Origin of the sequence: Pseudomonas sp. LAM2023, from assembly GCF_016620375.1 — a bacterium.
GTDB classification, from domain to species: Bacteria; Pseudomonadota; Gammaproteobacteria; order Pseudomonadales; family Pseudomonadaceae; genus Aquipseudomonas; species Aquipseudomonas anuradhapurensis.
The window spans coordinates 26,705-39,601 of the sequence record NZ_JAENHV010000028.1 but is presented as its reverse complement, the minus strand read 5'-3'; the positions used below and the strand labels follow the sequence as shown (position 1 = coordinate 39,601).

The following is a 12,897-nucleotide window of genomic DNA, read 5'->3' as shown; positions in this document are numbered from 1 at the left end:
GGCTGCTCTGCCAGCCCGCGAAGGGCCGCAAAGCGGCCCCCTAACCTTTCCAGATTTGCGCCTCGGTCCAGCCCAGTTCGGCAAAATCACTTGCCCGCAAGCCAGCCTCTTCCTCGCAGAAAAACTCGTCCAGCTGCGGCGGCCGGATGGCCGTGTCGCTGAGCATCGCGTGCACCTGCCCGCGGTGATGCACCTGGTGCTCGAACAGGTGTGCCAGCAGGCGCAAGCGTTGCTCGCGCTGCACCCGGTCGGGCCGCACGATGTTCACATAGCGCCCCAGTTCGTCATCTCGCAAGCCACGACAATAGGTGATCAGCCGGTGATCGGCCTGGGCCTGCTCGGCCTGCAGGTCGGTACAGGTGGCGAACGGCTGTTCCGGCGCGAAGAAGCGCTCGCCATCGGCGTCGGGCAACTCCCCACGTTGCTCGCATTCGAGCATGTGCAGGTAGAACCAGTCCACCGTCAGCAGGTGGTTGAGGGTGGCCTTGATCGACGGGAAAAAGCTGCAGCGCGGGGCGACGAATTCATCCTGGGTCAGTTGCAGGCAGGCCTTGTACAGGCGGTGGTTGGCCCAGCCATTGTTGTAGGCCTGGGTCAGCAGGTAATGCGACAACGGCTCCATGGCTACCCTCCTTTTCAGGCGAAGCGTTGCAGTTGCATCTCCCGTAGCCGGCTCAGGGTCCGTTGGTACGGGAACGCCAGATACCCTTGAGTGTAGAGGGCATCGAGAGGCACCTGCGCTTCCAGGTACAACGCCACCCGGCGGTCGTAGCATTCGTCGACCAGGGCAATGAAGCGGCGCACCGCATCATCCTTGGGTGAGAGCGCTGGCAGTTCGCGCTCGCCCGCCGCCACCCGCTGCGCGCCGTCCTCGGTGCCACGGGCGATGCGCCCGGCCCGCTGCTCACCGCCGAGCGCCGGAACGCCCGATACCAGGATGGCCGGGAAACGGTCGCACAGGGCCATGAACTCCATGGCCGCCAGCGGTTGTTCACACAAGTCGCTGAAGCGGCACCAGATAGCCTGCTGGCTGCGCCGCACCACCTGCACCTGCCTGCCCCCCAGGGCCAAGGGCTGGTCATCGCCCGCGTCGCTCGGGCTGAGCTGGCGGAACACTTCATCCAGCTGGCTGGCCTGCCCCGCCTGCGCCACCCAGTAACGCTGGCGGGCGGCGCCGGGGTGCAGGCGATGGTCCTGCTCGCCGGCTACCGGCAGTACCTGCATGTGCCGCTGGATGGCGGCGATGGCGGGCAGGAAACGCTCTCGGTTGAAGCCGTCGCGATACAGCTGTTCGGGTGGCTGGTTGGAGGTGGCGACGATGACCACGCCCTGTTCGAACAGCACCTGGAACAGGCGACCGAGGATGATCGCGTCACCGATGTCGTTGACGAACAGCTCGTCGAAGCACAGCACGCGGATCTGCCCGGCCAGCTCCCGGGCCAGCGCCAGCAGCGGGTCTGCGGTGCCGTTAAGCTGGAACAGGCGCTGGTGGACCCAGGCCATGAAATGGTGGAAGTGCTGGCGCCGACTGGGAACCTGCAGGCACCGGTGAAACTGGTCCATCAGCCAGGTCTTGCCACGGCCGACCGGGCCCCAGAGGTAGATGCCGAGGCTGGCGCGGCCTTGTTCGACAGCCTGGAAGCAGGCCTGCAAAGCCTCGACGGCACGGGCCTGGGCCGGGTCGGCGACATAGCCCTGGGTGGTCAGGGCCTGCTGGTAGAGGGAGTGGGGATCGATAGCCATGCGGCATTCTACACGGCTGCCATACCGCGGACCTTGTGGAAACAACGGTCTTATATGAATTCAAAAGGCTGCCGCGATCCCTGTGGGAGCGGGCGTGCCCGCGAACACGGACGAAGCCCGTGCCATCCACCGCGGCGCCTGCTTCGCGGGCACGCCCGCTCCCACAGGGGCCGCGTGCAGCAGTGGTGATCAAGCGTCGCCCAGGCCTACCTTGAGCAGCGCGCCATCCTTGTCATCGGTCAGTACATACAGGTAGCCGTCCGGCCCCACCCGTACATCGCGGATACGCGCCTTCAGCTCCCCCAGCAGCCGCTCTTCATGCACTACCTTGTCGCCATCCAGCTGCAGACGGATCAGCTCCTGGGTGGCCAGCGCGCCAATGAACAGGTTGTGGTCCCACGCCTTGAACGTCGGGCTGTCGTAGAACGCCATGCCGCTGACCCCCGGCGACTGCTCCCAGACATGCTGTGGGTCGACCATTCCGTCCACGTGCTTGCCCTCGGCCTCGGGAATAGGCAGCAGCGAGTAGTTGATGCCATGGGTCGCCAGCGGCCAACCGTAGTTCTTGCCAGGCTTGGGGATGTTGATCTCGTCGCCGCCACGCGGGCCGTGCTCGTGGGTCCAGAGCTTGCCGGTCCAGGGGTTGAGCGCGGCGCCTTGCGGATTGCGGTGGCCATACGACCAGATCTCCGGCCGCACATTGTCCCGGCCAACGAAGGGGTTGTCCCTGGGCACCTCACCGTCTGGCAGGATGCGCACGATCTTGCCTTGCAGCTTGTCCAGGTCCTGGGCGGTCGGGCGCTGGTTGTTCTCGCCGAGGGTGATGAACAGGTAGCCGTCGCGGTCGAACACCAGGCGCGAGCCGAAGTGGTTGCCGACCGACAGCTTGGGCTGCTGGCGGAAGATCACGGTGAAATTTTCCAGCCGGGCACGGTCGCTGGACAACTGGCCACGGCCCACTGCAGTACCAGCCTTGCCATCACTGCCTTCCTCGGCATAGGACAGGTAGACGGTGCGGTCCTTGGCGAAGTCCGGGGACAGCACCACATCCAGCAGGCCGCCCTGGCCCTCGGCCCAGACCTTGGGCACGCCGCTGATCGGTGCGCCGACCTTGCCTTCGGCGTTGACCAGCCGCAGGTTACCGGCACGCTCGGTGACCAGCATGTCCTTGCCGCCCGGCAGAAACGCCAGGGCCCAGGGGTGGCGCAGGCCATCGGCTACGGTATTGACGGTCAAGCTGCCTTCTTCACTGCGCAACTGCTGTTCGGCCGCCGCCTGCGCCAACAGCGGCAGCAGTGCGGCGGCAGTGACGGTGACAAGCCAGGTTGCTTGGCGCATGCAGGATTCCTTTGCGTACTTGGCTCACGGCGCGCGCGGGTTGTCGCGGGGCGGCCGGGTGGGTTCCAGGTTCGGGGGCTGTTGCTGGCGACGCAGGTTGTCGCCGTTGCCAATGCCACGATTATCCAGCGTGGGTGGGCGCGGGTAAGGCTCGGTGGACGGGCCACGCAGCGGCGGCGTGGCCGGCACGCTGCCCTGGCGGCTGTTGGGGTTGGCGCGCTGGACCGGGCTGTTGTAGGGGGTGTTGTTGCTGGCGGCGATTTGCACCGGTGGCTCGGCTGCGGCCTGCGCAGGCAGAGACAGCGCCAGGCCGAGTGCCAGGATGGGCAAGGTTGGGGTCATGCTTCACCTCCTGTACGAAAAAGCCGCGCCTGGTGGCTTTGATAGCCTACGGCGCGAAGGGTTCGCGGCAAAAGTGTGAATGCGGGTGGAGATGATTCCTGATGTTTCAGTATGGGCTTCGGGGGCTGCTGCGCAGCCCTTCGCGACACAAGGCCGCTCCTACAGGGGAACCGTTCGCCTCGGCGCTGATTACGGGGCCTGCACCTTGTGCCGTGCGGCATACAGGCACAGCATCTCCATCGCCAGGGTGGCCCCCGCCAGCGCGGTGATGTCGGCGTGGTCATAGGCCGGTGCCACCTCCACCAGGTCCATGCCGACCAGGTTGATACCGCGCAAGCCACCGAGGATCTCCAGCGCCTGCAGCGTGCTCAGCCCGCCGCACACCGGCGTGCCGGTACCGGGCGCGTAGGCCGGGTCGAGGCAGTCGATATCGAAGGTCAGGTACACCGGTCGTTCGCCCACCCGCTGGCGAATCGCCCCAATCACCGCCTCGCTGCCCTGGCGGTGCACCTGGCGGGCATCAAGGATGGCAAAGCCCTGGCTGTCGTCATTGGTGGTGCGCAGGCCAATCTGTACCGAACAGGCCGGGTCTACCAGGCCTTCGCGAGCGGCATGCCAGAACATGGTGCCATGGTCGATGCGCTGGCCCTCCTCGTCCGGCCAGGTGTCGCTGTGTGCATCGAAGTGGATCAGCGCCAGCGGGCCGTGGCGCCGCGCGTGGGCCTTGAGCAACGGGTAGCTGATGAAATGGTCGCCGCCCAGGGTGAGCATGGCGCAGCCCGCCTCCAGGATATGCGCCGCATGCGCCTCGATGCTGTCCGGTACCGATTGCGGCGTGCCACTGTCGAAGGCGCAATCGCCGTAATCGATCACCGCCAGGTGATCGAACGGATCGAACGCCCACGGCCAATGCCGGGCCCAGGCCTGCTGCACCGAGGCGGCGCGGATCGCCCGCGGGCCAAAGCGCGCGCCGGGGCGGTTGCTGGTAGCCGTATCGAACGGCACCCCGCTGACGACCACATCGACGCCACGCAGGTCACGGCTGTAACGGCGGCGGGAAAAACTGGTGATACCGGCGTAGGTACTTTCCGCGGCGGTGCCGTACAGGCTGTCGCGGGTCATGGCTTGGTCATTGTTTGCAGCGTGCTCCACGGTCGGGCTCCTGTTCATCATCGGTTACTGGCGGCTGCGGAAGGCGGTCCACAGGCGGTTGCGCTGGCGCAGGTCGGCCAGGGCCATGCTGCGGTCGGCATACAGCCGCTGGCGTACCGCCTGCGGCGGGTAGATGTCCGGGTCATTGCGCACCGCTTCGTCCACCAGCGGCGTGGCTGCCTGGTTGGCGTTGGCGAAGAACAGCGTATTGGTCAGCGCGGCGACCGACTCGGGCTTGAGCATGTAAGGCAATGAACGCCCGCGCCGCTTCGGGGTGCGGGGCGTCCCTGGGGATGACCAGGTTGTCCTGCCAGACCAGCGTCCCCTCGCGGGGGATGCGGTAGACCAGCTCGAACGGCTTGCCGGCGCGGCGCGCCTGGTCGGCGGCCATCGCTGCATCGCCGTTGTAGGTCAATGCCAGGCACACGCTGCCGTTCGCCAGGTCGCTGATCTGCCGGCCATTGGCAACGTAGCTGATCGAAGGCTGCAACTGGCTCAACAGCTGTTGCGCCGCCGCCAAGTCGCCCTTGCTTTGGCTGTAGGGGTCCTTGCCCAGATAGTTCAGGGCGACGCCGATCACTTCCTGCGGCGAGTCGGGCATGGCGATGCCACAGTCCTTGAGGCGGCTGGCGTACTCGGGCTTGAACAACAGGTCAAGGCTGTCCAGCGGCACATCGCCCAGGCGCTGGCGTACCGCTTCGACATTCACCCCCAGGCCCAGGGTGCCCCAGGTGTAGGGCACGGCATGGCGGTTGCCGGGGTCGGCTTCGGCGAGCTTGGCCAGCAGGTCCGGGTCGAGGTTGGCATAGCCGGGCATGGCCTGGGCGTCGAGCGGCTGCAAGGCATTGGCCTTCAGCGCCCGGGCCAGTACGCTGGAAGACGGCACCACCACGTCGTAGCCACTGCCACCGGTCAGCAGCTTGGTTTCCAGCACCTCGGTGGTGTCGAAGGTGTCGTAGCGCACCTTGTAGCCGGTTTCCTGCTCGAAGCGCTGCAGGGTTTGCGGGGCGACGTAGTCGGCCCAGCTGTACAGATTGACAACCTTTTCCTCGGCCTGCAGTGGCAAGGCCAGGAGCAGAGACAGCAGGCACAACGAGCGATGCATGGCGGACACCTCGGCAAGTGGGTGGATGCCGCGAGCATGCCAGCCGGGTTACATTGCAGGAATGGCAAGTTTGCAAAGCTGACATTCATCAGGAGCAATGTAATGCTCGGACAACTGCACGACCTCGACCTGCACCTGCTGCGGCTGTTCGTCACTGTAGTCGAGGCCGGTGGCTTCAGCGCTGCCCAGGGCGTGCTGGGCCTGAGCCAACCCACCATCAGCCAGCGCATGGCGCAGCTGGAAACGCGCTTGGGCTACCGCCTGTGCAGCCGGGGCAAGGGCGGTTTTGCCCTGACCGAAAAAGGTGCGTTACTGCTGGACGCCACGCGTGACCTGCTGCTGGACGTCGAGCGCTTCCGCCAGCAGGCCAATGGCGTTGCCGGGCGGCTGTTGGGGACGGTTCGGGTCGGCATGGCAGAGAATCAGGACAAGGCGGTGAACCTGCGCCTGGCAGCGGCCATCGCGGCGTTTCGCCGGCGTGCCGAGGCGGTGCAGCTGGAGCTGATCAGTGCGCCGCCGGCGGAGCTGGAGCGGCTGTTGCTGGAGCAGCGGCTGGACTACGCCATCAGCTATTTCTCCGGTAACCAGGCGGCGTTCGATTACCAGCCGCTGTTCGAGGAGCGGCAGCGGCTGTATTGCGGCGCCGGGCATGTGCTGTTCGGCGTAACGGGGGTGACGCACGAGCGCTTGCTGGAAATGGACCAGGTGCGCCATCCGTACCGGTTTCTCAAGGGCGGCGAGCCGTTCCAGAGCCGGCGCAGCATGGCGGTCGCGGAACAGATCGAGAGCGTGCTGACGTTTGTCCTGTCGGGGCGGCACATCGGTTACCTGCCCCGTCATTACGCGCAGACCTGGGAGGCCGAGGGGCTGTTATGGGCGTTGGATTCGCGGCTGGATTTCGTCGTGCCGTTTACCCTGGCCCGGCATCGGGCGCAGGGGGTTGGCGAGGCACAGCAGGCATTTGCGCAGGATTTGCTGACGGCGTTTGCCTGAACCGGCCGCATCGCGAGCTTGCCCCCAGGTACGGCCCTGGCGCGGAATCTGTTGGAGCGGCTTCGGCCGCGATCACCGGCGCAGCCGGTGCCATCCACCGCAGCGCCTGCATCGCGGATAAATCCGCTCCTACAGGTGTGAACCGCGCCGGCTTCGGGTTGACGCTGTACCGGTAGGAGCGGCCTTGTGTCGCGAAAGGGGTGCGAAGCACCCCCACGATTTCGGACGCCACAGCTGTGGCCGGGGCCGCTTTGTGGCCCATCGCGACACAAGGCCGCTCCTGCCAGGGGCAATTCCACCCTGGGACAGGGTTAGTAAGCCATGCTCCAGGTCAGGGTGTAGGTGCGCCCACGCCCCTGGTAGTCATACAGGTAGGCTGGCCCGTAGGTCGGCGAATAGAACAGCGTCGCGCGCTGCCCCCAGACCGTGCTGTACTGCTTGTCCAGCAGGTTCTGGATGCCGGCGCTGAAGGTGCCGAAGCCGGTGTCCTGGCTACCCAGCAGGTCGAAGGTGGTGTAGCCGTCGATCTCGTGGTCGGCATCGTCCTTCAAGCTGAACGCGTGGTTGGCCTGCAAGCGCGCCGTCCGGCCGTCACCCTTCCAGCCGACGAACGCGGTGGCCTTGGACAGCGAGGCATAGCGGGCATCCCGCTTGATCCAGTCGCCATCGGCATCCTCTTGTTCGGAACGGGTCAGGTGCAACGTGCCGCCGGTTTCCCAGCCACTCTGGAAGTGACGGGTCAGCGCACCTTCGAAACCGAAGTCACGGCTCTTCTGCTCTTCCACATCGATGGTCAGGGTCTGCGAATCGACGTTGATGATCTTGTCCGACCAGATGTAGTACAGCGCCGCCTGGGCATCCCAGTCCAGGTCGGCATAACGCCAGCCCAGCTCCACCTGGCGGCTCTTGATACCGGCCAGCGGGTTGTCGGCGACACTCAGGCCGGGCTTGCCGTAGTACTTGGCCGGGTCGGGCAGGTCGAAGCCTTCGCCGTAGTTGGTCCACACCTGGTGACCGTTCTTGAAGTCGTAGATGGCTCCAACGTTGAACAGGTTGACCTGGTAGTCGTTGCTGCCGCCCGGCACACCCTTGAAGTCGCTGACGTCCACGTCCATCTGCTGGCGCCGGGCGCCGCTGGACAGGGTCAGGTTGTCGCTGGCATGCCAGTCCAGCTGGGCGTAGATCGATACACCGTCGACCTGATAGCTGGGGTAGCGCGCGGCCTTGCTGTCCTTGTCCAGCTCCAGGCCGCCCGACTCGGAAGAAGTCTGGGCGTTGAAAGTGGTCTGCTGGGCATTGAAACGCTCATGGTCCAGATCGACACCATACGTCAGCTTCAGCGTGTCCCACTGCTTGGCGAACAGGCCCTTGAGGCTGGTGACCTCGAAGTTCTGCTGCGAGGCGGCAAAGTACACCCCGCGCGAGCCCGTGGGGGTGGCGCGGTTGTAGTACGGGAACGGGTAGAAGTTGTCGTTTTCCTTGCGGTACGAGGCCTGCAGGTAGAAATCCTGGCCCAGCACATCAGTGTGGTGGTAGTTGGCGTTGAGCAGCAGGCGCCGGGTACGCGGCTCCAGGCCCGACGAGTAGCCACTGCGCAACTCGGCGTCTTCGAGGTCGGACGGGGCGTTGTAGTTGAGGTTGGGGAAGTAGATACCGGTACTGCCATGGTTACCCGAGTCATAGTACTGGGCCAGCAGGTCGAGGCTCTGCTGGTCATTCAGTTGCAGCCCGAGGGTACCGAGCACGTCAACAGTGCGGTTGTACTGCAGGTCGGTCTGGGTGTTGTCGATGAAGATCTGCTCGCCCGCGCCGTCGTAGAAGGCTTCGTTCTGCTCGCCGGAGATACCCAGGCGGGCGTTGACCCGCTCGTTGCCGCCACTGATCGACTGGGCGATACGGGTGGACAGGTCGTCGCTGTTGTTGAAGCCGCTGCTGGCGCCAAGCTGGGTCTCGAAGCGTGCCGGGCCCGGTTCACCCTTCTTGGTCACGATGTTGATGATGCCGCCAGTGGCGCCGCCGCCGTAGATGGCGCTGGCTCCGGACAACACCTCGACCCGCTCGACGTTGAACGGCGAAATGCTGTCGAACTGGCGCGACAGGCCGCGCGAGCTGTTCTGGCTGACCCCGTCGATCATTACCAGTACGTTGCGCCCGCGCATGTTCTGGCCATAGTTGGTGCGCCCTTCTGGCGCCAGGTCGAGGCCTGGCACCAGTTTGCCGATGGCTTCCTTCAAGCTGACGCCGCTGTCGATCTGCTCGCGCAGTTGCTGCTGGTCGACGACCCAGACGGTGCCGGGGATTTCGCTGATCGCGGTGCTGGTGCGCGAGGCCACGCTGACTTCGATCGGCTTGAGGTTGACGGCCTGCGGTGCACTTTCGGCCTTGTGCAGGGTGACCGTGCGGGCGTCGCTGAAGTGCCAGCGCATGCCGCTGGCGGCCAGCAGTTGCTGCAGGGCCTGCTCGACGCTGTAACGCCCCTGCAAGGCTGGGCTGGCTCGCCCGGCGACGTCGCTGGTGGTGTACAACAGGTGCAGATCGGCCTGGTCGGCGAAGGTGGTCAGGGCCTGATCCAAAGGTTGCGCTGGCAAGTCCAGCTGGACCTGGCGCGCCTGGACCTGGGCCTGTTCGGCAGCGCTCGCGGCGCCAGCCTGCAGTGGGCCGAGCAGCATGGCCAGGGCACTGCAGGAGACCAGGGCATGGTGAAGAGGGACGCGGCGGCGGAACATGGGCTTGAACATCAGAGGCACGGGTGAGCTTCCAGACAAGTCGTAAATGAGAATGAGTTGCTGATCAGTCCCCCTACGACGATCTGGCCTCCCGGAACTTGCAGTGGCAAATGAAAAAAATTTTCATTCTGCCCGTGCCGAGCGCTTCGCGGCTGAACCCGCTCCCACCAGTACCGCACAGGTCCGCAAGGCCATGCAGCCCCTGCAGGAGCGGCTGCAGCCGCGAAAAGGCCGGTATCGACGGATCAATAAACCACGGCCAGCCAGGGCAAGTAGGTGACCCGCAAGCCATAGCGCTGCTCTAGGGTCTGCAACAGCGCTTGCGGCTCATCCAGGTCGAACACCCCACTGACCTCCAGCGCCGCCAGCTTGCTGTCCGACAACACGATCCGCCCATGCCGGTAGCGCTCCAGCTCCGCCAGCACCTGCCCCAGCGGCCTGCCGTTGAAGATCAGCTTGCCGCGCTGCCAGGCCATCTGCGCGCCGGCATCGGCTGCGACGGGCAGTGCATGCTCGCCGACCTTGGCTGCGCCTCGCGCCAGCACCACATGGCCATCACGGCGCACGCTGAAGGTGGCCGCGCTGCCCTGCACGCGCTCGCCTGCGCTATCGACCACAAACGGCCGTGCATCGTCCGTGGTCTCGAACAAGGCCTCCCCGGCCTCCAGCACCACGCGCCGCTCATGCTCATTGAACACCACGCGCAGGGCACTGGCGCTGTTCAGCGTCACCCGCGAGCCGTCGGCCAGGCTGATGACCTGCCGCTGCCCTACCCCGGTGTGGTAATCCGCCAGCAGCACCGGTGCCTGCTGCCAACCCGCCACGGCAACGGCCAGCACCAGCGCCGCAGCCAGCCCCGCCTGCTTGAGGCGGTCGCGGCAATGGCGCAGGGCCTGGCCGATATACTTGGCCACCATGCTTTCGGAAACGCCCAGCCGTTGTGCCACCTGCGCCTGGGTCAGGCCCTCGATGCGGTTGAGCAACAGCGCCTGACGAGCGTTGTCGGACAGCTGCAGCAGCGCCTGGTCGAGGATCTGCAAACGCTCCCGGGCCAGCAATGCCGCCTCCGGCGCTGGCCCCGGGCAGGCCACCTCGTCGGCGCCCTCGCTGTGCTCGTGGCTGGCGGCAATGCGCTGTTCGCGCCGCAAGGCATCGATTGCCAGGTTGCCGGCCACACGGAAGATGAAACGCCGCGCGTGCAGCACCGGTACAGCCTGCTGATCGATATTCACCAGCTTGAGGTAGGTTTCCTGCGCCACGTCGGCCGCGCGTTGGCGGTCGCTCATGCGCCGGGTCAAGAACTGCAGCAGGTCGTCGTAGTGTTCCTGGAAACTCGTCAACAGGCCCGACACGGGTGAGGTCAGCATGGGATCAGTTACGGCCAGTAGGAGGAATTAGCGGACGTTAATGAGAAACAGTATCTTTCATCTGCACCGCCACTTTCAACGCCGTCGCGCATTTGCCACACTGACCCACCGCTCACTCCGGCAAGGTCGTCCGCCCATGACTGCCCGTCTTTATCGCTACACCCGCCTGTTGCTGATCCTGCTGCTGGCCTGCGGCCCAGGGGCTTGTGCCCTGTTCCAGCCACGCGACCCGGTCAATATCAGCGTGATCGGCATCGAGCCGCTGCCCGGGCAGGAACTGGAGCTGCGCATGGCCGTGAAAATGCGCGTGCAAAACCCTAATGAAACGCCGATCGATTACAACGGCATTGCCCTGAACCTTGAGGTGAACGGCCAACCGCTGGCCGCTGGCGTCAGTGACCAGCAAGGGCACATTGGCCGCTATGCCGAAGCGGTGATCGTGGTGCCGGTGAGCATCACGGCATTCGCGTTCCTGCGCCAGGCCTATGGGTTGGGCCAGGTGAACGCGCTGCAGGGCCTGCCTTACAGATTACGCGGCAAGCTGGCCGGTGGGCCGCTGGGGACCGTGCGCTTTACCGACGAGGGCAAGCTGGACCTGCCCAGCGGCGGCTACTGGTAGCCGCCAGGCAAGGGGCTCAACGGTTGGCGCTGGCGGCGGCCATCAGTTTGTTGACTTCGCTGCGCACCATGTTGGCGTATTCCGGCGGCGACATGCCATCCAGCTCGGCACGCACCCACTCGGCCCACTTACCCTTGCGCCGCGGCTTTTCGGCGATCAGCCGCGCCGCTTCGCCCTTGGCCTTGCCCAGGTTGTTCTGCCACAGCTCGAACAACCGTGCCTTCTCTGCCTCGATCTGTGCCCGTTCCTCGAAGCTCATGTTGGCCAGATTGAAACTCATGAATCACCCGCTTGCTGGTAAATGGCGGCTATCTTACACCAACACCCAGACCGCACGCCGAAGCAACTTTTCTGGCGCAGCGGTATCCATTGCTCCAACAACCATCGACGAGGACGAGTTCATGGCCCGCAAACCTGCCGCACCGGCCGACAGCGATCAGATCAAGGACCAGGTATTCAGCGAACTGCAGGCGCTGATCGAGGAATCGGAACGGCTGCTGAACGACAGCGCTGCCCTGGTAGGTGACGAGGCGGAAACCTTGCGTGCGCAGGTGCAGTTGAAACTGCGTCAGGCGCGCCAGGCTGCCAACAGGATGCGCGACAGGGCGCAACCGGTGGTAGAGGCCACCGAGGACTACATCGGTGGCCACCCGTGGCAGACCGTGGCGGTTTCCGCAGGCCTGGGCCTGCTGGTCGGCCTGCTGCTGGGCCGGCGTCACTGACGCCGTGGCCGCCTGGTTCGATCAGGCGGCCTGCGCCAGCGGGATACCACTGTGGAAGCGCAGTTCCTGATCCGGTGACTGGATCAGCTCGACTTCCGCTGCACGGACCAGTTCTACCCGGCGGGCGATGTCCGCCGCATCGCCGTAGTGATGCGCCAGTTTCAGGTAACCCTGGTAGTGGCGCGCTTCGCTTTTCAGCAGGCCGTGGTAGAAACGGCCCAGTTCCTCGTCCAGGTGCGGCACCAGCGCGGCAAAACGCTCGCAGCTGCGCGCCTCGATGAACGCCCCCACCACCAGCGTATCCACCAGCTTGACCGGCTCGTGGGCACGCACCAGCCGCCGCAGCCCCGACGCATAGCGCCCCGCCGACACCGGGCGCAGTGGCACGCCACGACGTTTCATCAGGCGCAGCACCTGCTCGTGGTGCACCAGCTCCTCGCGGGCTAGGCGCGACATCATGTTGATCAGGTCGAGGTGCGTGTTGTACTTGGCGATCAGGCTCAACGCGGTGCTGGCGGCCTTGAATTCGCAATTCTTGTGGTCGATCAGCAGGGTTTCCTGGTCGGCCAGCGCCGCTGCGATCCAGGCATCTGGCGTCGGGCAACCAAGAAAGGCGTCGATTTCGGGGATCAGGGACATGAGCGTGCAACCACAAGGCCAGGCAGGGTTGGCGATTATACCGGCGGCGACGGGCGACGCCAGTGACTATGCTTGATGTGTATCAAGCGCCTGTGGGGGAAGCGCCGACTATAGTCAGGCATTGGTCGCCACCTTTGAACGGAGCTAACGC

The 12,897-nt window shown here is 65.4% G+C and carries 12 protein-coding genes and 1 pseudogene; 3 read left to right on the top strand and 10 right to left on the bottom strand.

Annotation, left to right across the window (positions count from 1 at the left end; all coding sequences use genetic code 11):
• Positions 1 to 40: 40 nt before the first annotated feature.
• The 6 genes and pseudogenes from JKP78_RS18200 to JKP78_RS18175 form a co-directional block, all read right to left on the bottom strand.
• Positions 41 to 622, bottom strand: a complete 582-nt coding sequence (locus tag JKP78_RS18200) for a DinB family protein (RefSeq protein ID WP_186690052.1) — start codon at positions 620 to 622, stop codon at positions 41 to 43.
• 14 nt (positions 623 to 636) lie between these two features.
• The gene (zapE, locus tag JKP78_RS18195) at positions 637 to 1,743 is read right to left on the bottom strand and encodes a cell division protein ZapE (protein ID WP_200627134.1); all 1,107 of its coding nucleotides are present in this window, start codon (positions 1,741 to 1,743) and stop codon (positions 637 to 639) included.
• Between the two features lie 189 nt (positions 1,744 to 1,932).
• A complete protein-coding gene (locus JKP78_RS18190) occupies positions 1,933 to 3,081 on the bottom strand; it encodes a PQQ-dependent sugar dehydrogenase (protein ID WP_200627133.1) in 1,149 nt (382 codons plus the stop codon).
• A gap of 24 nt (positions 3,082 to 3,105) precedes the next feature.
• Entirely contained in the window at positions 3,106 to 3,423 is a 318-nt protein-coding gene (locus tag JKP78_RS18185) for a hypothetical protein (protein WP_200627132.1), read from the bottom strand.
• 189 nt (positions 3,424 to 3,612) lie between these two features.
• Positions 3,613 to 4,575 (bottom strand): agmatinase, encoded by a 963-nt coding sequence (gene speB, locus JKP78_RS18180; RefSeq protein ID WP_200627131.1) that lies wholly within the window; start codon positions 4,573 to 4,575, stop codon positions 3,613 to 3,615.
• A 24-nt stretch (positions 4,576 to 4,599) separates the two neighbouring features.
• Positions 4,600 to 5,680: pseudogene (locus tag JKP78_RS18175) on the bottom strand (polyamine ABC transporter substrate-binding protein).
• Positions 5,681 to 5,782: 102 nt separating this feature from the next.
• Between JKP78_RS18175 and JKP78_RS18170 the strand changes: the two are divergent.
• Positions 5,783 to 6,673 (top strand): LysR family transcriptional regulator, encoded by an 891-nt coding sequence (locus tag JKP78_RS18170; RefSeq protein WP_200627130.1) that lies wholly within the window; start codon positions 5,783 to 5,785, stop codon positions 6,671 to 6,673.
• Positions 6,674 to 6,984: 311 nt separating this feature from the next.
• Here JKP78_RS18170 and JKP78_RS18165 read toward each other — a convergent pair whose 3' ends face one another.
• Positions 6,985 to 9,411, bottom strand: a complete 2,427-nt coding sequence (locus tag JKP78_RS18165) for a TonB-dependent siderophore receptor (protein WP_200627142.1) — start codon at positions 9,409 to 9,411, stop codon at positions 6,985 to 6,987.
• A 233-nt stretch (positions 9,412 to 9,644) separates the two neighbouring features.
• Positions 9,645 to 10,766: a sigma-70 family RNA polymerase sigma factor gene (locus JKP78_RS18160; protein WP_170029139.1), complete on the bottom strand. Its 1,122-nt coding sequence runs from the start codon at positions 10,764 to 10,766 to the stop codon at positions 9,645 to 9,647.
• Between the two features lie 136 nt (positions 10,767 to 10,902).
• Here JKP78_RS18160 and JKP78_RS18155 point away from each other — a divergent pair, with 136 nt between their 5' ends.
• Entirely contained in the window at positions 10,903 to 11,385 is a 483-nt protein-coding gene (locus JKP78_RS18155; RefSeq protein WP_170029138.1) for an LEA type 2 family protein, read from the top strand.
• 16 nt (positions 11,386 to 11,401) lie between these two features.
• Here JKP78_RS18155 and JKP78_RS18150 read toward each other — a convergent pair whose 3' ends face one another.
• The gene (locus JKP78_RS18150; RefSeq protein WP_025338356.1) at positions 11,402 to 11,665 is read right to left on the bottom strand and encodes a hypothetical protein; all 264 of its coding nucleotides are present in this window, start codon (positions 11,663 to 11,665) and stop codon (positions 11,402 to 11,404) included.
• Positions 11,666 to 11,786: 121 nt separating this feature from the next.
• Between JKP78_RS18150 and JKP78_RS18145 the strand changes: the two genes are divergently transcribed.
• Positions 11,787 to 12,107, top strand: a complete 321-nt coding sequence (locus tag JKP78_RS18145; protein WP_170029137.1) for a DUF883 family protein — start codon at positions 11,787 to 11,789, stop codon at positions 12,105 to 12,107.
• A 21-nt stretch (positions 12,108 to 12,128) separates the two neighbouring features.
• Here the strand turns inward: JKP78_RS18145 and JKP78_RS18140 are convergent, their stop codons facing one another.
• Positions 12,129 to 12,746: a tRNA-(ms[2]io[6]A)-hydroxylase gene (locus JKP78_RS18140; RefSeq protein WP_170029136.1), complete on the bottom strand. Its 618-nt coding sequence runs from the start codon at positions 12,744 to 12,746 to the stop codon at positions 12,129 to 12,131.
• Positions 12,747 to 12,897 lie beyond the last annotated feature (151 nt).